Source organism: Haloarcula sp. DT43 (genome assembly GCF_037078405.1).
Taxonomy (GTDB): domain Archaea; phylum Halobacteriota; class Halobacteria; order Halobacteriales; family Haloarculaceae; genus Haloarcula; species Haloarcula brevis.
In genome coordinates this window covers 606,306-627,790 of record NZ_JAYMGZ010000001.1, presented here as the reverse complement: position 1 = coordinate 627,790, position 21,485 = coordinate 606,306, and the positions used below count along the sequence as shown (strand labels likewise).

Genomic DNA, 21,485 nt, shown 5'->3' with positions numbered 1-21,485 from the left:
TTTTAGCGTAGATTATTGCGAGGAGCCCTCCCACAGCGGCGCAACGCGCCGCGAGGAAGGGCGACGAAGTAAAAAGGTACTTTCAGATTGCAAGGAATTGCGACACCAGCCACTTCGTGAACGTCCCGGTGAGCGCGCCAATCCACGAGAGGACGACGTAGTGCATGTAGGTGTTGGCGTTGTGGCCGCCGTCGACAGTCCGTATCATCAGCGACGACAGCATCGCGCCGAACATGATGATGATGATGAGCAGGAACTCGATGAGCGGGATGTTGTAGACGCTGGTGTTGATGAGCGAGGCGGCGTCGAGCCGGCTCCCGGTGCTCAGATTGAGCGACATGTCGGCAAGGATGTTGACGACCTGCAGACCGATGAAGAAGGCGAACGTCGAGGCGGCGGTCATCCCGTACAGCAGGCCGACGAGCGTCGTCGTCGCCTGCTTGCGCTTCTGGCGCAGTTGCAACACCTCGTTCATGTTCTCGGAGATGAGTTCGCCCAGTTGCTTGGGCGACCCACCCATCTCGCGGCCGATGAGGTACATCTCGGAGAAGGTCTGGATGAGGTAGGAACGGCAGTCGGCGGTGAAAAACCGCCAGGCGGCCGTCGGCTCGATGCGCATGTTCAGCCGCTTGTAGAGGTTGTCGATGTTCGGGGAGAGCGCGCCGAAGTCCTTCTTCCGGAGGGTGCGAAGCACCGCGCCGGTCGTGGACTGCTTCGCGCCCTCGGTCGCCCCGAGCGCGCGGATGAAGTTCGGGAACTCCGAGTCCCGGTCCTTGATGCGCTGTTCCTCCTGGCGGAAGACGAGCCCGGGGATGAGCATCGGCGTTATCGGCGCGGCGGCGTAGAAGGGCAGCGGCACCGAGTCGAACATGAAAAAGAGGTCGTTCAGCGTGACCGGGGAGACGCCGAGCATCCCGCCCATCGTGATGAAGACGAGCACCAGCGACAGCGACACGCCCGCGACCATCGACTTGTTGAGCTTCGACTCGACCGGCGACGGGTAGTCTTCCGGGTGGAACCACACCGGGTCGTAGGGGGCCATCGAGCGGATGGCGAGGTAGAAGCCGGTCTGGACGAACACGAACATCACGATGACGGCGCTGACCGTCATCGTCGGGTTCGTCCCGGTCAACACCGGGAGGACGACGGCGAACACCAGCGCGAACGTCATCGACAGAATCATCGACAGGTAGAGGTCCTTCATCACTTCCAGGCTGTCGAGGGAGCTGGTGTACACCGTCGAGTAGTGCTGGATTATCTGCTCCTGTTCGGTCAGGAGGTAGTCGTCCAGTCCCTGGCCGGCCCCGAGCGTGTACGCGAGGCGGTCGAAGAAATCGGAGACGGCGCGGCTCGGGACCTGCTTGGCGCGGCGGCGACAGGCGTCGTCGAGGCTCAGGTTCCAGGTGTCGACCAGCTGGACGATGCGGTGCATCTCCATGGCGAGTTCGCCGTACTCGTCTTCCTCGGCCAGCGTCCGGAACACCTCCATCCGGTCTATCTTCGTCGTCGCCAGCACGGTCATGTGCGTGATAAGCAGGTGAAACCGGTTGTTGAGTTCGCGCTTGCGCTGGCTCAACAGGATTTTGGGGTAGAAGACCGCCGACGCTATCACCAGGAGTCCAAGCAGGGGAATCGGGGCCCGGATGGCGAGCGGCAGGTCGACCAGAGCAGCGACGACCGTGGAGACGACAAAGAAGGCGGCGGCCGGCAGCAGGATGAAAAAGAGGTACCGCTCCAGCGGAATCGACATCTGGCGGTAGGACTCGACGAGGGACTGTATCGTCTCGGAAATCGTCAGGTCGAGGTCGCTCTCAGCTTCGCCCTGTGCCATCGTTAGTCCGGTCTGGCCATGTTGAACGGGATGCCCTCGACGCCGTCGCGCTGGAAGTCGGAGATGAAGTCGTTGACCTCGTGGTAGCCCAGAATACCCTCCTGGATGGCCCGCTCGATGAGGTCCGCGCGGAACTGGAGGTCGTCGTAGATGTCACGCGTGTCCTCGTACCCCAAGAGCGTCGCTATCTGCTCTTCGAGAACGAAGGAGTTGTTCATCCCCTGGAAGATGATTTCGTCCTCGACGGGGTCCCAGTTGAACACCTGCCGGGTGACGACGCCGTCCATCTCCTTGGAGTACCCCTCAATCTCCTGGACGCTGGTCACGCGGCGCAGGACCTGGTCGCCCTGCTTGACGCGGTTCTGGAACAGCGCCACGTCGGCCACGTCCATGAACGTCTCGGGGACGTTGATGGGTTCGCCGGTGAAGCGCTGAATCATCGAGACGATGTCGCTGGCGTGGAAGGTCAGCATCACCGGGTGGCCGGTCTGGGCGGCCTGGAACGCCATCCGCCCCTCCTCGCCACGAACCTCCCCGACGATGATGTAGTCGGGGCGGGACCGCAGCGCGGCCGCGACCAGGTCGAACATGTCGATGCTGGTCCCCTCGTCCTCGCCCTCGCGAGTCAGGAGCTGCTGCCAGGTGTTGTGCGGGGGCAGCACCTCGGCGGTGTCCTCCGCGGTGTAGATTTTGGCGTCGTCGGGAATGAACGAAGTGATGGCGTTCAGCGTCGTCGTCTTCCCGGACGCCGTCTCTCCGACGACGAACACCGTCTGCTCGTTCTCCAGACAGAGCCAGAGGTACGCCGCCAGCTGCGGCGACAGCGTCATCCACTTGGTAATCTGGAAGATGGAGAGGGGCACGTCGTCGCCCTGGCGGATGGTGAGCGAGGGACCTTTCAGGCTCACGTCGTCGGAGTAGATGAGGTTCAGACGCGACCCGTCCGGCAGCGTCGAGTCGACGATGGGGTCCGAGTCGGAGACCGGGTCGCCCATCCGCTCGCCCATGTTGCGGAGCCACTGGTCGAAGGCCTCCTCGCTCTCCCACTCGACAGTGGTCTCCAGCATCCCGTAGACCCCGTGGTCGACGTGGCACTCGCTGCGGCCGATGACGTGGATGTCCTCGTTGGCCGGGTCGCGCATGACCGGTTCGAGCGGGCCGAGGCCGACGATGTCGCGGTTCAGCCGGTAGAGGATGTTCTCGTAGGTCTCCTGGGTAACCTCGACGCTGCTCACGTCGGTCAGGCTCGACAGGCGCGTGAGGACGCCGCTGTCGCTGTCCTCGTCCCGGATTTTCGTCGTCTCCTGGAGCAGTTCCTCGATGCGGTCGTCGAACTGGGCCTCGTTTTCGGGGGCGGGCTTGTTGACGCTGCGCTGGAGCAGGCGGTTCCGGACCTTTCCGAAGACGGCCCGCTCGTCCTCGTCGAGCTCCGGCTCGATGGCGTAGTACTTCATGTCCTGGCCCACGTCGCCGTAGATGTGACAGAAGATGGGGCCGCCGACCGGGTAGAGCACGTTCGGCCGGTTGGTCTCGTACTCGTCGTCGGCCTCGTCGATGAGCATCGGGAACTCACCGGTAATCTGCTTGAACTTCTTCAGGTGGTCCCGGAGGTGGGGCCGCCGTGCTGCCATCTGTCGAAGCTCGTCCGACGGTTTCGCACGTCCGTGGTCTGTCATGTCTTATGTCACCTCTACGCGACGCTCCGCGATTCGATGACGATGCCGGTCCCCGAACGCACCGAGAACCCGATGGTGTCACCGACCTGTTCGCCCATGCCGGCAAAGCGGAGGACGTTAATCTGGCGGCGCACGTCGTTGCCGACCTCGATCATCTCCAGTTCGATGAACACGTCGGCGATGGCCCGGAACGGGCCGATAGCCTCCTCGTCCAGCGTCGACGGGTCGACGGTGAGCATGATGCACTTGCCCTGGGAGATGACGTCACGGAAGTAGGAGATGACCTCCAGGGCAGCCTGGCGCTCCTCGTTCTGGCGGACGAGCGCTTCGAACTTGGGGTCGTTCCGGAGGATAGCGTCGAACGTGTCGATGACGATGACGTCCGCGTCCCACATCACCTCGGCCTCCATCAGCCGCTTGAGGAGTTCCTTCCGGTCGGACTGGTCGTCGCCGCCGGTGAGCGCGTTCGACTCGCCGATGTCGGCGTGCAAGAAGAGCACGTCCTCGTCGAGGATGTGATCGACCATGTCGTAGGACAGCGAGTGCATCTGATCGAGGAAGCTGCCGACGGTGAGCTCCGTCGAGAGGTACGTCACCTCGTGGCCCTCCTCGCAGAGGCCGTAGGTGAACCGCTGGCTCATGGCGGACTTGCCGGCCCCGTAGTCCCCCTCGACGAGGATGATGCTGCCGGGTGGGATACCGCCGCCCAGTTCCTTGTTCAGTCGGTCGTGGTCGTCCAGGCCGAGCGAGAATAGGTCAGTGCTTGCGATACTCATGTGTTGAACTCGAACACCTCCTCGTCGCCGTTGACGACGAGCTTCAGACGGTGGTCGCCGCCGTTGAGGGTGTGGTTGATGTCGATTCGGACGACGTCGCCGGGCCGCCAGCTGTTCCCGCCGTCGGGCTCTAGGGTAACCGTGTAATCGGTGGCGAACGCCCCGTCGACAAACAGGTCCAACTGTCCGGGGACCGGGGCCAGCGTCTCCGACCCCGTGTTCTTGACGTGAATCGTTATCGTGCCGCTGTCGTAGACGTTGTCGCTACCGCTGTCGGAGATTATCTCCACGTCGGTCCGGACGTCGCTGCTGACGTCCAGGCCCTGCTCGGAGACGGCGTTGCTCAGTTCGCCGATGCTACTCGTGAAGACGCCGGCCACGCTCGCGGCGATGGCCATCGACGCGATGAACAGTATCAGGTGCGAGACGGAGACGCTGGCCATGCTAGCTCACCACCGCCGTCCCGGCGATGCCGTTCTCCGTGACGACTTTCACCCGGTCGGGCCGGCTGTTGAGCGAGGTGACGGTCATCGTCAGCCGCTCCTGTGGGGCCCAGACGTCCGTCGACCCGTCGCCGTCGACGGTCGTGGCGTAGCCGGTGCGGTACTCGTTGTCGACAAGCAGGTCAGTCGCCGCGACCGACAGCGTCTCGGACCCGGTGTTGTCGACGGTCACGACGAGGTTCTCGTTGCCGCTGGCGTTCCACGTCGCCGACGCAACCGAGATGTCGGTGTTCTGCTGGTCGAGCAGCCGGTCGCGCTGGTCCTCGCGGGCGTCGTTGACGCGCTCGAAGCCGTTGGCGGCCGCCGAGTAGAACATCCCGAAGCCGATGAAGGCGGCCACGAAGATGATGGCCGCCGAGCCGCTAACGCTGAATCCCATCGGAACCACCTCCACCCACCAGTTTCGAGAGCGCGACGGCGTCGGTGCCGCTGTCACTGTCGAGCTGTGAGATGTAGCGCAGGCTCTCCGTGTGGTGGTCGATAGACAACCCATCCCCGGTGTCGTTCACGTCGTCGAAGCCGCGGAGGTACGCCTTGAGTTGGTCCGCGACGGACTCGTCTATCCAGTCGATAGTCTCGTAGTAGTCGATGGCGCGCGCGGTCTCGCGGTAGCCCGAGTGCTGGACCAGGAACTCCAGCCACTCGACGACGATGAGGTCCGCCGCGAACCCCTCGGGCATCGTCGACAGGTAGGGCTTCCCGTCGCCGTCCGCGTCCGACCCGGCGTCGGTGTCGGTGTCCGAACTGGTGTCGCTGTCAGCGCCAGCGTCCCCGCCCACCGCCGCCGTCTCGGGTTCCGTCGCGGCGGGTTCGGGCTCCGGGTCGGGCTCGGGTTCCGGGTCGACAGCCGGTTCCGGTTCGGCCGCCGCGTCGTCGACGGCTGGCTCCGGTTCGGGCTCCGGGTCGGCCGCCGCGTCGTCGAGCCCGTCGTCCTCGATGACCTCGTCGAAGAGGTCGTCGTCCTCCAGCCCGCTGCCGTCGTCCCCCTCCTCGTCGGCCAAGAGGTCCTCGTCGTCGTCGGCCAGGAGGTCTTCGGCCTCGTCGGCCCCCTCTTCGGATTCGTCGCCCTCGGCCCACTCGGCGTCGCCGGACTCGTACTCGTCTTTGAGCTCTGCGAACGACTTGCCGCCGTCACCGTCGTCGCTGTCTCCGTCGTCGCTGTCTCCGTCGTCAGTACTCGCGTCGTCCATGCTCATGTCGTCCTCCGCATCGTCGAAGTCGTCGAACTCCTCGTCGAACGACCCGCCGTCGTCCATCGACATGTCGTCGCCGTCGTCGGGGAACATGTCGTCGACGCCGCCGTCGTCCATCGACATGTCGTCGCCGCCTTCCGTGAGCTCCTCGTCGAAAAAGCCCTCTGCGTCGGCGTTGGCGACGTCGTCGTCGATGTCGTCCTCGGTGTCGTCGCTTCCGTCGTCGTCGAACAGCCCGAAGGACCCGCCGCCCTCACCCATGCCGCCCATGCCGGCGTCGACGTCGTCGGCGAAGGGGTTGACGCCGCGGGTGACCATCTCGTAGATGTCGAGCAGTTTCCGGACGTTCTCCTCGGTCTCCTCGACAGACTCGGAGATGCTCTCGTTTTCCGTCCGCACCGTGTTGACCGTCGAGGAGAGACTGCCGACCTCGTTTTCCAGTTCGTCGAGGCGGTGTTCCAGTTCGTCGGTGTCGGGCCCGCTCGCGTCCTCCATGTCGCCGAACTCGTCGTCGCCGAACCCGCCCATGTCGTCGCCGCCGTCGTCGAGGCCGCCGAGGCCGCCGAGGTCGTCACCACCGCCACCGCCGTCGTCGGCCATCAGGCCGCCACCGTCGGCCATCTCGTCGCCGTCGCCGCCGTCGTTCGCGTTCCCGCCCTCGTCGTCCGACAGAATCGAGTCGAACATGTTCTTGATGCTCATACCGATCAACCCGCCAGTCAGCAAGACGAAGAGGGCGGGTGCCAGTCCAACCAGGTCCGGCGAGACGGCTGGAGCCAGCGGCACGAGAGCGAGACTACTCATCTCTTGTATATCAGGCCGTTTCTACTCTTGAATATTCCCCTTAGCGTATCATATTTGATAATAATATCCCATTTTCCTGGCTCAGATAGCGTAAATTAACACTCCAAGTACTAGCCTGTTACATTTCAAATTAATTCCAGTCGAGGACTTGTGAAACGGAGTCGGTGGGCGCGCCCCCGGCAGACGGGCGGCAGCCAGCCGTCAGACGCCGGGTTCATGCGTTTCGGGTGGCCCCCACGTCACAGCGTTATCGAGTCTGTGTTCGCGCTTTTGACAATGAGGTTGCCGGTGTCGGCTTCGAGCTTGACCGACCGGCCGTGGTCGCCGCCGAGGTCCTCGCCGACGACTGGGACGCCGAACGCGTCGAGTGTCTCACGGACTTTCTCGGCGTTGCGCGAGCCGATAGAGGACCCGTTCTCGGAGAAGTCGAGCATGTCGCTCCCGCCGGCGATTTTGGCCTCCATCGTGTCCGTCGCCGCGCCGGCGTCCTCCATGGCCTCGATGAGCGCTTCGACGCCCGTGTCCGCGAACTTCGCGGAGTTCCCGCCGTCGATGTCAGCCGCCGACGGGAGCATCACGTGGACGAGTCCGGCGACCGCGTTGCGGGGGTCGTGTATCCCGATACCGATACAGGAACCCAAGCCGCTGGTGGTCAGCAGGGCCGGCTCCGTCGTGACCTTGTACTCCGCGATGCCGACTTTGATGCGCTCCGGCGTACTCTGTGCGGGACTCTCCGTTTGGCTGCCGTCGTATACTTTCATTATTTGAATATCTGTTCGACGTCCGCGTCAGTCTCGGTCGCCCGCTCGACGTCGAGATCGTCGAGGGCGGCACGCAGTTCCTTCTCGTTCGGCAGGGCGTGAATCTCCGCCTGGAACTCGATGTCGTCGGTCCGCATCTGGGAGTCGATGATGAACGCGTGCTCCTGGTACTGGCCGACCTGGGCCGCCAGCGGGTCCATTATCGCCCGCCCCATGTCGTGGACGACGCGGGGCGGCGTGTGCTCGACGGACGTCTGGAGCACGTTCGCCCAGCCGTCGACGAACCCGCTTGTCATGATGTTGCCCAGCTCCTCGATGGCGGCCTTGTGCTGGTCGGTCAGCTCGTCGCCGTCCATCTCGATTGGCATCATCGCCTCCGCGACGTTGATGGCCGAGACCTCGTCGAAAAGCACCATGAGGTAGCCACTCGGCGTCCCGGTGAACTCGACGACCGTCCCGACGAAGGTGTCCGTCCCTATCTGTTTCGGCACGTCCTCGATGGGGGCGAAGCTAATCTGGGTCACCTCCGACTCCGTCGGGATGCCGGTCATCATCTCGACGTTGTCGGCGGCCTTCTGGGTACCGCTGGTCGTCATCTCGTTGAACGTCTGGAGCTTGTCGATGGGGATGGCGTCGCCGTCCGTATCGACGTGTTCCACCATCATCTCCGTGAGCGACTCGTACCCGGGGAGCATGTAGATGTAGAAGTTCACCGACTCGTCTATCCACTCTATCTCCGATTTGAACACGAACACCTGCTGATGGTCGCCGTCCTCGGGTGCGTCGGGGAGAATCTCGGCCCCGGAGCCCTCGATGTACTCCGGCGGCGAGTGGTCGATGGTCGCGCCGACGTAGTCGGCCCAGCCGTCGATGAACCCGCTCATCATGATGTTGCCGACCTCCTCGATGCAGCTACGGGCCATCGCCGCGTCGTCGCCGCTGCCGGGCATCATCTCCTCGGTTATCGTCCCGGCGCTGTCCACGTCGAACGCGAGGACGGTGTCCCCCTCGAGGACGCCGTCGAAGGAGAACCCGACGCCGACGAAGTCGCGGTCGGCGAGCTCCTCGCCGACGTCCGCTCTGTCGAGCAGCGTTATCTTCGTCACGTCGACGACGGCGTCGATGCCCGTCATTTGGCCCATCGACCGCGTGGCCTGTTCCGCTCCCTCGTGAGCGAGTTGGTTGAACGTGCCCAGCGACTGAATATCGACGTTCATCTATGAGGGGACGACGTCCTCGATAGCCTCCATCACGCTGGGTTTCTGGAACGGTTTGGTGATGTAGCCGTCCGCACCCGCCTTCACCGCCTCCTTCATCTTCTCTTCTTGGCCGACGCTTGTGCACATGATGACGTTCGCGTCGGGATTGGCGGATTTGATTTCGTCCGTGGCTTCGATGCCATCGCGGATGGGCATCACGATGTCCATCATCACCAGGTCCGGGGTCTCTTCTTTGAACACTTCGACTGCTTCGACTCCGTTTTCGACCTCCCCGACGATCTCGTGATCTTCTTCGAGAATCTCGCGGAGGAGGTTACGCATAAACTCTGAATCGTCGGCGATCAGTACGTCTGGCATGCCTATCAAGGCTACATATCGCGATGAGTTAAATAAAGGTGTCCCGTAAATTATCGCGTGTGATATCGGTGGGCACCGAAACCGGGCAACTGCGCGCCGATTCCGGCCGCAGTGGCAGGCTCGACTGGCCCGGTTTCCGGCGGAACTAGAACGTCGCGCCGTCGCGGGCCTCGACAGCCTCGACGAGGTCCGCGATGCTGTCGTCTGGTGAGAGGCCGGTCGACTTGACCATCCGCTTGAAGCTCTCGGGCGGGTGTTTGACCGGGACGTTCGACTCCGAGAGCAGGATGCCGAGCACGTCTTCGACCGACGTCGACCCGTCCATCTGCCGGCCGTACCAGAGCATGAAGCTCTCGAAGGCGGTGATGATGTCGTTGGAGACGACCTGTTGCTGGTCGACGTTCCCGTCGAACTTCGCGGTCACGTCGAACCCGTAGCGACTGTTCGACTCGGCCATCTGTTCGGCGAGCCACGCGTGGACGTTCGCGTCGGTGAACTCGGGCGTCTCCGGTTCGGGAGTCGGCTCCGGTTCCGGTGCCGGGTCCGGCGTGGAGTCAGACGGCACCTGATTGCCGTACGAATCGTCGGTCCGCACGTCCGAGGAGACGACGTACCGGCCTTCGTCTATCTCCGTGACGTGCTCGTCGTCCGCGATGTCTAGCTCCTCCGGGGAGAGTATCTTCCCGTCTTCCGGATTCGGTTCGTCTGACCCCGAGGCCATGCAAAGACATGGGAGAGGGGATGATATAATTCCGTCGCTGCTCGGGGTAGCCGACACGGTTTTGGCCGGTCGTCGGTATCCGTAACTGTGAGCGAACCGAACCGGCGACGGGAGCGAACGGCCAGGGAACGGCGGGCGCAAAGCTCCGTCGGGTCGATAATCCTCCTCATCGCGGCGCTGCTTATCGCCGCGGCGACGGCCGGGGTGCTGTTCGAGGTCGTCGGCGGCTTTCAATCGGACGCCGCGACAGCCAGCGACAAGAGCGCCGACCGGGTCATCGCGCGGGCCGTGGTCGTCGGGTCCACCGGCCACGTCAATACCACCGGCGAGACCGTCGACGCGGTGACGCTCGTCGTCAAGCGGGCGGAGGGGGGCGGAAACATGGACCTGAACGACGTCGTCGTCGGGACGACAATCGGCAGCGGGGCCGAGGCGCCAGTGGGCTCCGCGACCGAGGTTTCGCTTACCGCGCTCGCGGACGACGACGACTCGCTGGCGCGGGGGGTTCTGAACGACGACGGCGACCGGGCGGCGCTGCGAATCGACCTCGCGGCGCTGACGGGGGTCGAACTCCGGCCCAGCGAGAGCGGGACGATACGGTTGCTCTCGCCCGACGGCGCGACGACGAGAGTCCGAATCTCCGTCCCGTCGTCGCTCACCGGGAAGACGACGGTCGCCGTCTGACGGCCTCGCCGACGTCGGCCGGGACCTCGTGTGTGACGGCGCGCTCCGTCGTGACTGGCAGCGCGCTCTCGACGCCCCAGTTCGCCGGCGGCGGCCGGCCACACTGTGACGCGTCGCCGTTCATTTGTACGGAGACTGGTGCAGTCGCCCCCGTCGACGTAACGAGCCCTGAAGTCGTGGTGCCGTTCGCGCCACGAGTGGCCCCGTGTCGTTGCGCCGGCGGCATTGTCTCACGTCGCGGTCAGGGGCGGGACCCGCACCGACCGCGAGGCAGTGCGCGAACACCGCCGGTACGGATTCATCCTGTCCGACGTAGCACTTCCGACTGAATCACAGCGTGGGTTGGCTCGTCGCCGTTGAAATGGCGTGAAAGCGGAGACGTCGCCGCGGTACACGGTGCAGTAGTCACGAGTAGAGTCGTCACGAAACCAGCGCAGACGAGCCCCGGCAACTGCACGGGATGGCTGTCGCTGGGCGGGTGGAAAACAGAGAAAAAGCCGCTGCAGTCGAAAGAAGCCTAGACCTGCACCGCAGTTTCGCCCGATAGCGTGTTGGGCACGCTGATCCGGATTTCGGTGGTCGCGCCGGACTCCGTGGTCACTTCCAGCGTCATCGTCTCACCGGTTTCGAGCGTGCCGGGGTTGACGATGATGCGGAAGCGGTCAGCGTCGGTCATCACCGGGAGCGAGTCGTCCTCGTCCTGGACGGCCTGGACACCGAACGTCTCGTCCTCGGTGGCACTGCCGCCACCGTAGGTCAGCGTGTTCGTACCGTCGGGGCCGATGGTGGTGATGGTCGTCTGTTCGAGGTTAATCTGGTCAGCACCGGAGCCCTTGATAGCGATGATGCTGATTTCGGAGACACCGCCGCCGCCAGCGCTGTACTCTTCGTTGACCAGCAGCGCAGGGGTGGAGAGCCCGGAGTTGATGTCGTCACCCGCAAGTCCGGAGAACGAGCCACCACTGGTGGCTGCAGCGGTCGTTCCGGCACTGTTCTCGAGCGTGACCGCGGTCCCGGACACAGCGAGGTTGCTGTTGAACGGGTCGAAGGAGAGGGTCGCACCCGTCTCTTCGTTAGTCAGCTGAATCTCGTCCTCCGAGACGACGTCGATTCGGATGTTGTCGTTCGGGTCGACGTCCAGGCTACCCTGGCCGTTGTTGGGCGCGAGCGTCGAGTCGTCACCGGCGCTCGAGGCGGTCAGCACTTCGCCGTCGCTCACGATGATGTTCCCGCTGCTGTCACCGGTGAGGGGGATGTACTGTTCCGTGTTCTCGCCGATTTCGACGACGACGTCGTCGTCGTTACCCTGACCGTCCTGGAGTTCCAGGGTCTGAAGCGTCACGTCACCGTTAATCGGGTCGGTGTACGTGCGGCGGAGGGTGACACCGTCCGCGCTCGCGCCACCACCGGCGGTTTCGACCAGGTCGAGGTCGTTGGTCAGAGTGAAAGTCGCACCGGTGCGCTCGTTACGCACGGTGACGGAGGAAGCGGATTCACTCTCGAAGACTATCGAGTCCCCGTCCTGGACTGCGACCTGATTACTGCTCCCGCCCGAATCTTGCAGGGCAAGGGAGGTCGCGTCACCGGAAGTCGTCACGGCGACTTCGAGTGAGTCCCCGGAGCTAATTGCGAACTCACCGGGGGACCCGGTAGACGCGCCGGAGCTGTCGAAGACGATGGTCTCGGTCGGACCCGAGCCCGCGACAGACCCAATCTTCGACGCTACCTGAATCTGGTTGGTCACTTGGTCGCTACTCTCTTGGCCGGTCTGTTCAGCTGAACTCTGCAGGAAGCCAGCAGTGTTTATCAGGACGCCGGCCGCGATTGCGGCGACGAGCACCATCGCGATAAACACGATGAGGGTCCCGATACCCACTTGGCCTCGGTCTTCTGGATTTGTAATGCGTTCGAACATGTGTAGTCCGGGTCGCTCTGACCCTATCGGAACAAATACGTACCACCTAATAACACCATCCCTCAAAATTTTATTCCTGATAACGAGTGTTTCAGCCGGTTTAGGCTGCGATACCCGAAAGTATTCAGCGTCGATGAGAGCCGATATCTCGGCAGTGTAGGAAACCGGCGTGAAACCCGGAATCAGTATTGAAAATTAATTCTTCGGGGTTCCGAGCGAGGAGTCGACCGCTCGAATAGCGAGTCACTCGTAGGTGACCAGACTGTACATGACAAAGAGATATCCGAAAGTCGTCAAACCGCTGTTGACCAGCAGCAGCGACCGCACGCCCTCGAAGTCGTTGATGAACGCGCTAATCATCGTCGCGGCCGCGCCCGCGATAGCCAGCGAGAACCCGACCGAGAGGTGGAGCATCGCCTGCCGGGATGTCTGCACGTACGCCCGCATGGCCATCCCGACCATTGTCAGTCCGGCCACGACGAACACCAGCGTCGAGATGGCGTAGAGAAGTTCTATCATCAGCACTGTACTGTGCTACAGCGAACCCGTTATTAAATCCACGCTCGAAAATATCTCTGTTGATAACGGGGGTAAGAGGGTCTTTATCGCTCGGACAGGGTTCGCCACGCCTCGTCGAGTTTGTTGGTCACTTCCGACCGTTCCTCGATGTGGATGGTCAGTTCGTCGTCGAAGTCGACCCGGACCTCGTCGACGTTCCGCCGGTACACCTTGATGCGCCGGCGGTCGTCGGAGAGGATGTTGTCGTGGAGTTCCAGCAGGTCGTGTTCGGTCAGTTCGTCGATTCGGCGGTAACACGTCGCGATGGGGATGCCGAGTTCGTCGCTGAGCTCCTGTGCGGAGACCGGTTCGTCCGTCGCGTCGAGGATTTCGGCGCTGTATTTATTGCCAAGCGTCTGAAGAATCTCCCCTGAATCCATCGTTATCAAATCATAAATTCAGTCGATAATAAAGCTATCGCCTGTGATATCGGGTCGAGAAGGGACGAACGCGCGCCACACGTCGTTCGTTCGGAAATAGAGTTCTGTGGCCCTGTACCCGTCGTTTTACGGAGTAATAATGGCTTACTTCTGTCCCTAAATTGGTGATTCTTCCTCGCTCATCATCGAGAAGGCGCTGGCGTTCTGGTGGACGTCGATGCCACCCCGGTCGATCTCCATCGGGTAGATGTCGGTCTCGATGTTCTGCTTTCGCATCTTGGCGACCCAGACGTACCGGTTCACGCCGGTGTCGGTTGGCGTCTGGATGAGGTAGATGTTGCCGTCGGTGAGGTAGTTCTCCAGCCCGATTTCGGTGTCCGGGAAGACGGCCCCCTGCTCGTTGGTCATCAGCGTCGTGAGGCCGCTGTCGCTGAGGATGTCGGTGAACTTCAGGAGGTAGGTCCGTTTCTCCTTCTCGTCCTCGAAGAACAGTTCGAACATGGCGAGCGAGTCCAGCACGAGCCGGTCGTAGTCGCCGTCCTCGAGCTCTTCGAGCAGGATATCCAGCGAGGAGGTGAAGTCGTTCTCACGCAGGAGCACCTGCTTGTCGTACACCTTGATGTCGCCGTTGTCGACGTGTTCCTGCCAGTTTTCGAAGCCGATGGACTCGGCGGCCTCCCGGAGGTCCGACTCGTCTTCCTCGAACGAGAGGTAGATACCCTTCTCGTCGAACTGTTCGACGCCGTTGTAGATGTACTGGAGACAGAGGATGGATTTCCCGGCACCGGGGTTGCCGCTGACCAGTGTCGTCGAGTTCTTCACGATACCGCCGTTTAGAATGTCGTCGAGGCCCTCAATCCCCGTCTTGGTTTGCTCAATCATAGTTTCGGTAGGAACTGGAAGTTGATTAGATACTTCTCTGTCGGGAATGTTAAAAAGTCTTGCTGGTACACCGCTCAGAGAACCGGAATCAGTCCCCAGCGTGGACGACGGCGGGGTCCACCCAGATAACGAAACTGTCATCTCGCTTGATGACGCCCCGGATGGAGCCGGCGTCGTTCGCGGGTGATTGGTCGACCTGCTCCGGCGTGACCTGCACCACCTGGTACACCTCGTCGACGAGCCAGCCGGCCGCACCCTGTTCCTCGACGATTTCCGGGTCGAACACGATGATGCGCTTCTCCGTGCCCTCCTCGTCGATGCCGAAGACGACCTTGGGGTCGACAATCGAGGTCGTGCGCCCGCGGAGGTCCATGACGCCGCGAACGTGTGGCGGGGCGTTCGGGACGGACGTGAGTTCGCCGATGTCGACGATTTCGGTCACGTAGTCGATGCTCACGCAGTACGTCTCCGAACCGAGCTGGAACTCGAGTACCTGGCCGGTGGTGGCTGACTGGGCTGCCATAGCGGTTCTTGTCCACACTCTCGCGGACAGGGGCGCATAAAGGTGCCTGCTGGGCTATCAACTTTGATTACGTGGGCGGAGTATTTATTTCGGGGCCGACCGCGATTTGGAAGTAGGTATGAGGATGTCTCGTTCGCCGATGACTCCTGTCGAACGGGAGCGCTGGTGACATGGCAGGCGGTGTCCGCGCCGTGGTCGCAGACGACTCTCACTTCATGCGGAGTGTCATCTCTGATATCCTCAGCGATGGCAACATCGACGTCGTCGCGCAGGCGCGCGACGGCGAGGAAGCGGTGTCGGCCGTCGCCGAACACCGGCCGGACGTCGTGACGATGGACGTCGAGATGCCGGTGATGAACGGCATCGAGGCGACGGAGCGCATCATGGCGGAGTGCCCGACGCCGGTACTGATGCTGTCGGCCCACACCGACGAGAACGCCGACGTGACCTTCGAGGCGCTCGACAAGGGGGCGGTCGACTTCTTCACCAAACCCGGCGGGGAGGTGTCGATGGAGATGTCCCGTCTGAAAGACCAGCTGGTCGAGATGGTCAGCTCCGTCGCGGCGGTCGACGTCGGCACGAAGAGCAGCGCCGGCACGACCACGAGCGGCACGACGAGCAGCGACGGGCGGGACGCAGAGACGGCTCCGGCAGCGGGCGGCGGTTCGGCCACGAGCCGGCGGGCGGCCGACGCGCCGTCGACCGGGACGACCTACGTCGAGAACCCCACGCTGGTCATCGGTTCGTCGACCGGCGGCCCGAAGATGGTCGAGCAGGTGATGGCGAACCTCCCTATCGAGGCGGACCTCCGGGTGCTCATCATCCAGCACATGCCGGAAGGGTTCACCGGTCGCTTCGCCGAGCGGATAGACACGCGAAGCGACTACGAGGTCCGGGAGGCCACCGACGGGGCGCGCATCGGCGGCGGCGAGGGGCTCGTCGCCGCCGGCGACCGACACATGGTGGTCAAGAACTACCGGAACGGCCGACTGCGGACGAAACTGACGCGGGACGACCCGGTCAACAGCGTCCGTCCGGCGGTCGACGTGACGATGCGGACGGCCGCGGAGACAATCGACGACCCGCTCGTTGGCCTCATCCTCACCGGAATGGGCGAGGACGGCGCGGACGGGATTCGGCGCATCAAGGAGGCCGGCGGCAAGACCATCGCACAGGACGAGGCCACGTCCGCGGTGTACGGCATGCCGAAGCGAGCCGCCGAGACGGGCTGTGTGGACTCCGTCCTGCCCATCGACGACATTCCGGACGGCATTATCGACACGATTACTACTGAGGTGACCTGACAATGGACGACCAGTATCTGGATGCATTCATCCGTGAAAGCGAAGAAGCGATTACCGAACTCAACAACTCGCTGCTCGAACTCGAATCCGACCCCTCCGACACGGAGGCGATGGACTCGATATTCCGGACGGCCCACACGCTGAAGGGCAACTTCGGCGCGATGGGCTTCGACAACGCGGCGAACCTCGCACACGCGATGGAGGACCTCCTCGACGAGATGCGCCAGGGCGAGATGGAGGTCACGCCGGACCTGATGGACCTCGTCTTCGCCGGCGTCGACCAGATAGAGGTCATCGTCGGGGAAATCGAGGAGCACGGTGAGTCGGAGACGGAGACCGACGAGATGGTCGAGGAGCTCCGGGCGGTCCTCGAAGAGGGGGCCGCCGCGGGCGAGGCCGATGCGACGGCCGACGACGACTCGGGCGGCGACGACTCGCTCGCCACGGCCGCCAGCGCCGCCGACGCCGACATCGACGCCGACGCGTTCGACGAGCGGGTCCTGCAGGCCGAAATCAGCGTCGGGGAGTCGGAGATGCTCGGCGTCGACTCGATGCTTGCCGTCGAGGCCATCGAGGAGCGGTTCGACGTCCTCGATTCGAGCCCGAGCCGCGCCGACATCGAGGACGGCGAGTTCGAGGACACGTTCGTCCTGTATCTCGACGGCCCCGACGCGGCGACCGTCGACGCCGAACTGGGGACGACCGGCAAGGTCGAGCGCTTCGACGTGACCGACGTGACCGACGACCTGGTGAGCGGCGGCGACGCCGACGGCGGCGACAGCGGTGCCGGCGGGGACGCGAGCGCGGACCCCGACCCTGGGGCGGAAGAGGAACACAGCGTCGACGAAATCAAGTCCGTCCGGGTCGACGTCGACCAGCTCGACGACCTCCACGGGCTCGTCGAGCAACTGGTCACCAGCCGCATCAAGCTCCGCCGGGGCGTCGAGCAGAACAACCTCGACTCGACCAGCGAGACGCTGAACGAGCTGGACAAGATTACGGCGAACCTCCAGAACACGGTGATGGACATGCGGCTCATCCCGCTGAAGAAGGTCGTCGGGAAGTTCCCGCGGCTGGTCCGGGACCTCGCGCGCGAACTCGACAAGGACATCCAGTTCGAAATCGAGGGCGAGGACATCGAGCTCGACCGGACCATCCTCACGGAGATTTCCGACCCGCTGATGCACATCCTGCGCAACGCGGTCGACCACGGCATCGAGCCGCCAGAGGAGCGCGAACAGGCGGGCAAGCCACGCACCGGCCACATCACGCTCCGGGCCTCCCGCGAGCGCGACCACGTCATCATCGAGGTCGAGGACGACGGGGCCGGACTCGACGTGGAGGGCATCAGGGAGAAGGCCATCGAGAAGGGCGTCCGCTCGCCCGAGGAGCTGGACGCGATGGACGACTCCTCGATATACGACCTCGTGTTCCACCCCGGCTTCTCGACGGCCGACGAGGTGACAGACACGAGCGGTCGCGGGGTCGGCATGGACGTGGTCCACGACACGGTCTCCCAGCTCGACGGGTCGGTCAACGTCGACTCCGAGCCCGGCGAGGGGACCACCGTCTCCCTGCGCCTGCCGGTGACGATGGCCATCGTCAAGGTGCTGTTCGTCAAGGTCGGCGGCGAGGAGTACGGCGTCCCCATCAAGAACGTCGACGAGATTACGGGGACCGAGGAGGCGAAACAGGTCAACGGCCAGGAGGTCATCAAGCACAACGACGAGATATACCCGGTCATCCACCTCGACGACACCTTCGACATCGAGGGCGAGACGGCGAACGGCGACGGGATGCTCGTCCGCATCCGCGAGTCCGAGCGCCAGGTCGCGCTCCACTGTGATTCGGTCAACAGCCAGGAGGAAGTCGTCGTCAAGCCCCTGGAGGGCATCCTCTCGGGCACGCCCGGCCTCTCCGGGACGGCCGTGCTCGGCGACGGCAACATCGTCCACATCCTCGACGTGGTGACCCTATGAACAAAGGCAGCGAACGTACCTTCGAGACCCTCGTGGAGTTCATCGGCGAGGAGATGGACTTCGAATCGGGCTTTTACAACGACTCGTATCTCGACCGTCGCATCACCGCGCGGATGCGCCGGACCGACACCGACGACTACCAGTCCTACCAGCGCCTGCTGGAACGCGACGACGGCGAGCGCGAGGAACTGCTCGACTCGCTGTCGATAAACGTCACCGGCTTCTTCCGGAACCCGGACGCGTGGGAGCGCCTGCGGCCGGTCCTCCGGGACCTCACGGCGAACAACCGCCGTGTGCGGCTCTGGTCGGCCCCGAGCGCCGACGGCCGGGAACCGTACTCGGCGGCGATGCTCGCGCTCGACGACCCCGAAGTCGACGCCCGACGTATCGAAATCACGGCGACGGACATCAACGCCGACATCCTCGAAGAGGCCCGCGAGGGGACCTACGCCACCTCACAGACGACCGACATCGCCGAGGAACTGGAGCCCCTGGATGACTACTCCAAGTACATACAACAGGAGGGGGACACCTTTCGGGTCCGGGACCGGGTCAAGGAGATGGTCACCTTCGAGCAACACGACCTCATCCGTGGCGACCCCAAGCGGGACTTCGATATGGTGTTTTGCCGGAACCTCCTCATCTACATCGACTCGGAGTTCAAGGTGCCCATCTTCGAGACGATTCGGGGGTCGCTCCGCGAGGACGGCTACCTCATGATAGGCATGACCGAGACGCTGCCGACGGAGTGTCGCGACGCCTTCGAGGCGGTCGACAAACGACACCGTATCTACCGGCGAGTGTAGCGCCAATGAGCCTCTACGAACTGGAACGGGACGGCAAGGTACAGGAACTCATCCGCCTCCTCCGGGAGAGCGACAACCAGCGGGTCAAGGCCCGCGCCGCGGAGCTACTGGGGAACTTCGACGACCACGACGACCGCCGCGACGTGGTCAACGCGCTCGTGAGCGCGGCCCAGAGCGACAGCGACGCGGTCACCGGCGCGGCAATCGACTCGCTGGACGAACTCGGCGACGACGCCATCACGCAACTCATCGGCGGGATGGCCGGCGTCGACCTCGAAGACGACGCCGCCGACTGGGTGAAGGCGAAGGCGTACATGCAGGTGCTCGATGCGGACGTGCCGGAGCTCCGGATGGCGGCGGCCAACGGCCTCGGCACCCTCGACCAGGCCGACGCGGTCCCGAAGCTCGCCGAGCGGTTCGAGGACCCCGACCCGCGGGTGCGGGCGCGAGCGGCCCGGTCGGCCGGTAAAATCGGCGACTCGCGGGCGACGAACCCGATCGAGAACGTCCTGACGGACCCGAAAGCCGCCGTCAGGCGCGAGGCCGCCGACGCGCTGGGCAACATCGGGAACCGGCAGGCGCTCCAGGCGCTGCTCCCGCTGTACGAGGACGACGACGAGCGGGTCCGACGCATCGCCGTCGGCGCGTTCGGGAACTTCGGCAACGACCGCCCGGTCGACTACCTCATCGAGGCGCTCTCGGACGACTCGGCCGCCGTCCGGCGGACCGCGGTGTACTCGCTCATCGAGCTCCTGTCGAACGTCCCGACCGACCAGAGCCACGAGATACGGGACACCGTCGTCGAGAAGCTCTCGAACACGGACGACCGGAGCGTCGTCGTGCCGCTGGTCGAGATTCTCGAAGAGAGCACGCAGGCCGCCCAGCGGCGCAACACCGCCTGGATGCTCGGCCGGGTCACGAGCCGGGAGGAGCGGGACCGCGTCATCGACTCGCTCGTCGACGCGCTCGACGACGACGACCAGATGCTCCGGCAGTTCGCCGCCACCAGCCTCGCCGAACTCGGCGACGACGACAACATGGTCGAGCGGCGGCTGCTCAACATCGTCCAGAACGACGGCGTCGACCCCGAGGTCCGCGGACAGGCCATCTTCACGCTCGGGAAAGTCGGGGGCGAGCGCTCCCGGAAGACGCTGGACAAGCTCATCGACGAGACGGAACACGACGTGATACGGAAAAAGGCCTTTTCGGCCATCTCGAAGCTCGGTGGCCGCGGATGAGTCGGCCGAGTGGATTAAGACGCGGCGGAGCGTACGTGGGGACGATAGCTGGCTAACCGATGAGCGACGGAGAACACGCACTGGTCGATACGAAGGGGAAGTTCGTCCAGGTCGTCTCGGACGGGCGCAAACGCAACGACATCGAGTGGCTACCCGGTCGGATTCTCCTCTCGAACAAGCGGCTGGTCCTGGCGACCAACGACGGCAAGCGGACCATCCCGCTGTCGAAGGTCACCAGCGTCACGGCCAGCCAGATGAACCAGCCGCTGGCACAGGTAGACAGCTACATCAAGATTCAGGCCGGCCGGGACGTGACGCTCGTCTCGGCGAAGCAGGCCGAGGCGTTCCAGGAAAACCTCTACAGCACGCTGCTGGACCAGACCGTCGTCCTCGTCAACCACCCCGCGGTCAAAGGCGGCGTCGTCCAGGACGGCGGCTGGGAGAAGGGGCGACTCAAGCTCGACGGCGACTGCATCAACCTGGCCATCGCCAGCGGCACGTTCGTCGAACTGGACATCGACGACGTGGGGACCGTCGAGCGCAAGGAGAAGACGATTCGCGGGGACGAGCGCCCCCTGTTGGAGGTCGAACACACCATCGAGGGGACCAGCGTCGAGACCCACATCTCAGGGACGCCCCGACACGTCTCGCTCATCGAGGGGCTCGTCCGGCAGGGTGAGCAGCGCAACGCCGCCGACGACGTGGACCTCTCCGACAAGGAGACGCAGGTGCTGATGGCGCTGTACTCCGGCATCTCGCCGTTCAAGATACCGGACTTCGTCGACATGGACATCGAGGAAGTCGAGGCCGTGTACGACCGGCTCATCGAGTCGGAGATACTCGAACCGGTCCGGACGCGCCGCGAGGTCCAGCTGGAAGCCCGTGGCCGGTCGATTGCGAGCGACGCGATGGCCGACCAGTAGCCGGCGAGACCGACGGACGGTTCGACGCGTTTTTGAAGCGCGGTTGATTGAGAACAGGTATGGCAGAATTCACGGTCGCCGTCTCCGACCCGGAGAGCGGCCACACCTACCAGATAGACGTGGACGGACAGGACGCGAACCGCTTTATCGGCCGCGAGCTCGGCGACGAGGTCGACGGCGGCGCTGTCGGCCTCGACGGCTACACGCTTGAGCTGACCGGCGGCTCGGACACCTCCGGCCGACCGATGCGGCCCGACGTTCGCGGCGTCGCGACGAAGGAAATCATGTCCGACGGCGGCGTCGGCTTCGAGCCGACCACCGACGGCGAGCGCAAGCGCATCACCGTCCGCGGCCGCGAGGTCAGCGACGACACGCGCCAGATTAACGCGAAGATTACGGCCCGCGGCAGCGAAGACGTGGACGACCTCCTCGGCGACGACGAGTAAGTCAC

At 64.0% G+C, this 21,485-nt stretch carries 23 protein-coding genes and 1 pseudogene; 7 read left to right on the top strand and 17 right to left on the bottom strand.

Features of this window, described 5'->3' with window-relative positions; translation table 11 throughout:
• Nucleotides 1-82: 82 nt before the first annotated feature.
• The 10 genes from flaJ to VI123_RS03365 form a co-directional block, all read right to left on the bottom strand.
• Nucleotides 83-1,831 (bottom strand): archaellar assembly protein FlaJ, encoded by a 1,749-nt coding sequence (gene flaJ, locus VI123_RS03410; RefSeq protein WP_336336652.1) that lies wholly within the window; start codon nucleotides 1,829-1,831, stop codon nucleotides 83-85.
• A 2-nt stretch (nucleotides 1,832-1,833) separates the two neighbouring features.
• Complete coding sequence (locus tag VI123_RS03405) at nucleotides 1,834-3,507, bottom strand: type II/IV secretion system ATPase subunit (protein ID WP_336336651.1); 1,674 nt, start codon at nucleotides 3,505-3,507, stop codon at nucleotides 1,834-1,836.
• Between the two features lie 14 nt (nucleotides 3,508-3,521).
• Nucleotides 3,522-4,283 carry an ATPase domain-containing protein gene (locus tag VI123_RS03400; RefSeq protein WP_137683713.1) on the bottom strand — a complete coding sequence of 254 codons (762 nt, stop codon included), beginning with the start codon at nucleotides 4,281-4,283 and terminating at the stop codon, nucleotides 3,522-3,524.
• Nucleotides 4,280-4,726, bottom strand: a complete 447-nt coding sequence (locus VI123_RS03395; protein WP_336336650.1) for a CARDB domain-containing protein — start codon at nucleotides 4,724-4,726, stop codon at nucleotides 4,280-4,282. The genes VI123_RS03400 and VI123_RS03395 overlap by 4 nt, the downstream gene beginning before the upstream one ends.
• A gap of 1 nt (nucleotide 4,727) precedes the next feature.
• The gene (locus VI123_RS03390; RefSeq protein WP_336336649.1) at nucleotides 4,728-5,165 is read right to left on the bottom strand and encodes a flagellin; all 438 of its coding nucleotides are present in this window, start codon (nucleotides 5,163-5,165) and stop codon (nucleotides 4,728-4,730) included.
• The gene (locus VI123_RS03385; protein WP_336336648.1) at nucleotides 5,149-6,783 is read right to left on the bottom strand and encodes a FlaD/FlaE family flagellar protein; all 1,635 of its coding nucleotides are present in this window, start codon (nucleotides 6,781-6,783) and stop codon (nucleotides 5,149-5,151) included. Before VI123_RS03385 ends, VI123_RS03390 begins: the two co-directional genes overlap by 17 nt.
• Before the next feature lie 239 nt (nucleotides 6,784-7,022).
• Nucleotides 7,023-7,544: a chemotaxis protein CheD gene (locus VI123_RS03380; RefSeq protein ID WP_336336647.1), complete on the bottom strand. Its 522-nt coding sequence runs from the start codon at nucleotides 7,542-7,544 to the stop codon at nucleotides 7,023-7,025.
• Nucleotides 7,544-8,761: a chemotaxis protein CheC gene (locus VI123_RS03375; RefSeq protein WP_336336646.1), complete on the bottom strand. Its 1,218-nt coding sequence runs from the start codon at nucleotides 8,759-8,761 to the stop codon at nucleotides 7,544-7,546. The genes VI123_RS03380 and VI123_RS03375 overlap by 1 nt, the downstream gene beginning before the upstream one ends.
• Complete coding sequence (gene cheY, locus VI123_RS03370) at nucleotides 8,762-9,121, bottom strand: chemotaxis protein CheY (protein WP_336336645.1); 360 nt, start codon at nucleotides 9,119-9,121, stop codon at nucleotides 8,762-8,764.
• Nucleotides 9,122-9,266: 145 nt separating this feature from the next.
• Nucleotides 9,267-9,842: a DUF7500 family protein gene (locus VI123_RS03365; protein WP_336336644.1), complete on the bottom strand. Its 576-nt coding sequence runs from the start codon at nucleotides 9,840-9,842 to the stop codon at nucleotides 9,267-9,269.
• A gap of 87 nt (nucleotides 9,843-9,929) precedes the next feature.
• Between VI123_RS03365 and VI123_RS03360 the strand changes: the two genes are divergently transcribed.
• Complete coding sequence (locus VI123_RS03360; protein ID WP_336336643.1) at nucleotides 9,930-10,526, top strand: archaellin/type IV pilin N-terminal domain-containing protein; 597 nt, start codon at nucleotides 9,930-9,932, stop codon at nucleotides 10,524-10,526.
• Here VI123_RS03360 and VI123_RS03355 read toward each other — a convergent pair.
• From VI123_RS03355 to VI123_RS03325, 7 genes and pseudogenes are all read right to left on the bottom strand, one after another.
• The gene (locus VI123_RS03355) at nucleotides 10,498-10,650 is read right to left on the bottom strand and encodes a hypothetical protein (protein ID WP_336336642.1); all 153 of its coding nucleotides are present in this window, start codon (nucleotides 10,648-10,650) and stop codon (nucleotides 10,498-10,500) included. The genes VI123_RS03360 and VI123_RS03355 overlap by 29 nt on opposite strands.
• 393 nt (nucleotides 10,651-11,043) lie before the next feature.
• Nucleotides 11,044-12,000: a hypothetical protein gene (locus VI123_RS19270; RefSeq protein WP_407066984.1), complete on the bottom strand. Its 957-nt coding sequence runs from the start codon at nucleotides 11,998-12,000 to the stop codon at nucleotides 11,044-11,046.
• Nucleotides 12,001-12,192: 192 nt separating this feature from the next.
• Nucleotides 12,193-12,441: pseudogene (locus VI123_RS03345) on the bottom strand (archaellin/type IV pilin N-terminal domain-containing protein); the annotation flags it as partial.
• A gap of 243 nt (nucleotides 12,442-12,684) precedes the next feature.
• Complete coding sequence (locus VI123_RS03340) at nucleotides 12,685-12,960, bottom strand: DUF7521 family protein (protein WP_008307830.1); 276 nt, start codon at nucleotides 12,958-12,960, stop codon at nucleotides 12,685-12,687.
• 83 nt (nucleotides 12,961-13,043) lie between these two features.
• Nucleotides 13,044-13,379, bottom strand: a complete 336-nt coding sequence (locus tag VI123_RS03335) for an ArsR/SmtB family transcription factor (RefSeq protein ID WP_336336641.1) — start codon at nucleotides 13,377-13,379, stop codon at nucleotides 13,044-13,046.
• Between the two features lie 156 nt (nucleotides 13,380-13,535).
• A complete protein-coding gene (locus VI123_RS03330; RefSeq protein WP_336336640.1) occupies nucleotides 13,536-14,261 on the bottom strand; it encodes an RAD55 family ATPase in 726 nt (241 codons plus the stop codon).
• A gap of 88 nt (nucleotides 14,262-14,349) precedes the next feature.
• The gene (locus VI123_RS03325) at nucleotides 14,350-14,784 is read right to left on the bottom strand and encodes a chemotaxis protein CheW (RefSeq protein ID WP_336336639.1); all 435 of its coding nucleotides are present in this window, start codon (nucleotides 14,782-14,784) and stop codon (nucleotides 14,350-14,352) included.
• A gap of 170 nt (nucleotides 14,785-14,954) precedes the next feature.
• Here VI123_RS03325 and cheB point away from each other — a divergent pair, with 170 nt between their 5' ends.
• From cheB to VI123_RS03295, 6 genes are read left to right on the top strand one after another with little or no spacing between them, the layout of a single operon-like run.
• Nucleotides 14,955-16,088 carry a chemotaxis-specific protein-glutamate methyltransferase CheB gene (gene cheB, locus VI123_RS03320; protein ID WP_336336638.1) on the top strand — a complete coding sequence of 378 codons (1,134 nt, stop codon included), beginning with the start codon at nucleotides 14,955-14,957 and terminating at the stop codon, nucleotides 16,086-16,088.
• Nucleotides 16,089-16,090: 2 nt separating this feature from the next.
• The gene (gene cheA / locus VI123_RS03315; protein ID WP_336336637.1) at nucleotides 16,091-18,067 is read left to right on the top strand and encodes a chemotaxis protein CheA; all 1,977 of its coding nucleotides are present in this window, start codon (nucleotides 16,091-16,093) and stop codon (nucleotides 18,065-18,067) included.
• A complete protein-coding gene (locus tag VI123_RS03310; protein WP_336336636.1) occupies nucleotides 18,064-18,873 on the top strand; it encodes a CheR family methyltransferase in 810 nt (269 codons plus the stop codon). Before cheA ends, VI123_RS03310 begins: the two co-directional genes overlap by 4 nt.
• Nucleotides 18,874-18,878: 5 nt before the next feature.
• Entirely contained in the window at nucleotides 18,879-20,111 is a 1,233-nt protein-coding gene (locus VI123_RS03305) for a HEAT repeat domain-containing protein (protein WP_336336635.1), read from the top strand.
• A 59-nt stretch (nucleotides 20,112-20,170) separates the two neighbouring features.
• The gene (locus VI123_RS03300) at nucleotides 20,171-21,034 is read left to right on the top strand and encodes a CheF family chemotaxis protein (protein WP_336336634.1); all 864 of its coding nucleotides are present in this window, start codon (nucleotides 20,171-20,173) and stop codon (nucleotides 21,032-21,034) included.
• 59 nt (nucleotides 21,035-21,093) lie between these two features.
• A complete protein-coding gene (locus VI123_RS03295) occupies nucleotides 21,094-21,480 on the top strand; it encodes a 30S ribosomal protein S6e (RefSeq protein WP_336336633.1) in 387 nt (128 codons plus the stop codon).
• Nucleotides 21,481-21,485: the final 5 nt, after the last annotated feature.

Bases quoted from the DNA above. Each gene is read 5' to 3' on its own strand.
- flaJ (WP_336336652.1), bottom strand. From the start codon at position 1,831: ATGGCACAGGGCGAAGCTGAGAGCGACCTCGACCTGACGATTTCCGAG.
- VI123_RS03405 (WP_336336651.1), bottom strand. From the start codon at position 3,507: ATGACAGACCACGGACGTGCGAAACCGTCGGACGAGCTTCGACAGATG.
- VI123_RS03400 (WP_137683713.1), bottom strand. From the start codon at position 4,283: ATGAGTATCGCAAGCACTGACCTATTCTCGCTCGGCCTGGACGACCAC.
- VI123_RS03395 (WP_336336650.1), bottom strand. From the start codon at position 4,726: ATGGCCAGCGTCTCCGTCTCGCACCTGATACTGTTCATCGCGTCGATG.
- VI123_RS03390 (WP_336336649.1), bottom strand. From the start codon at position 5,165: ATGGGATTCAGCGTTAGCGGCTCGGCGGCCATCATCTTCGTGGCCGCC.
- VI123_RS03385 (WP_336336648.1), bottom strand. From the start codon at position 6,783: ATGAGTAGTCTCGCTCTCGTGCCGCTGGCTCCAGCCGTCTCGCCGGAC.
- VI123_RS03380 (WP_336336647.1), bottom strand. From the start codon at position 7,544: ATGAAAGTATACGACGGCAGCCAAACGGAGAGTCCCGCACAGAGTACG.
- VI123_RS03375 (WP_336336646.1), bottom strand. From the start codon at position 8,761: ATGAACGTCGATATTCAGTCGCTGGGCACGTTCAACCAACTCGCTCAC.
- cheY (WP_336336645.1), bottom strand. From the start codon at position 9,121: ATGCCAGACGTACTGATCGCCGACGATTCAGAGTTTATGCGTAACCTC.
- VI123_RS03365 (WP_336336644.1), bottom strand. From the start codon at position 9,842: ATGGCCTCGGGGTCAGACGAACCGAATCCGGAAGACGGGAAGATACTC.
- VI123_RS03355 (WP_336336642.1), bottom strand. From the start codon at position 10,650: ATGAACGGCGACGCGTCACAGTGTGGCCGGCCGCCGCCGGCGAACTGG.
- VI123_RS03340 (WP_008307830.1), bottom strand. From the start codon at position 12,960: ATGATAGAACTTCTCTACGCCATCTCGACGCTGGTGTTCGTCGTGGCC.
- VI123_RS03335 (WP_336336641.1), bottom strand. From the start codon at position 13,379: ATGGATTCAGGGGAGATTCTTCAGACGCTTGGCAATAAATACAGCGCC.
- VI123_RS03330 (WP_336336640.1), bottom strand. From the start codon at position 14,261: ATGATTGAGCAAACCAAGACGGGGATTGAGGGCCTCGACGACATTCTA.
- VI123_RS03325 (WP_336336639.1), bottom strand. From the start codon at position 14,784: ATGGCAGCCCAGTCAGCCACCACCGGCCAGGTACTCGAGTTCCAGCTC.
- cheB (WP_336336638.1), top strand. From the start codon at position 14,955: ATGGCAGGCGGTGTCCGCGCCGTGGTCGCAGACGACTCTCACTTCATG.
- cheA (WP_336336637.1), top strand. From the start codon at position 16,091: ATGGACGACCAGTATCTGGATGCATTCATCCGTGAAAGCGAAGAAGCG.
- VI123_RS03310 (WP_336336636.1), top strand. From the start codon at position 18,064: ATGAACAAAGGCAGCGAACGTACCTTCGAGACCCTCGTGGAGTTCATC.
- VI123_RS03305 (WP_336336635.1), top strand. From the start codon at position 18,879: ATGAGCCTCTACGAACTGGAACGGGACGGCAAGGTACAGGAACTCATC.
- VI123_RS03300 (WP_336336634.1), top strand. From the start codon at position 20,171: ATGAGCGACGGAGAACACGCACTGGTCGATACGAAGGGGAAGTTCGTC.
- VI123_RS03295 (WP_336336633.1), top strand. From the start codon at position 21,094: ATGGCAGAATTCACGGTCGCCGTCTCCGACCCGGAGAGCGGCCACACC.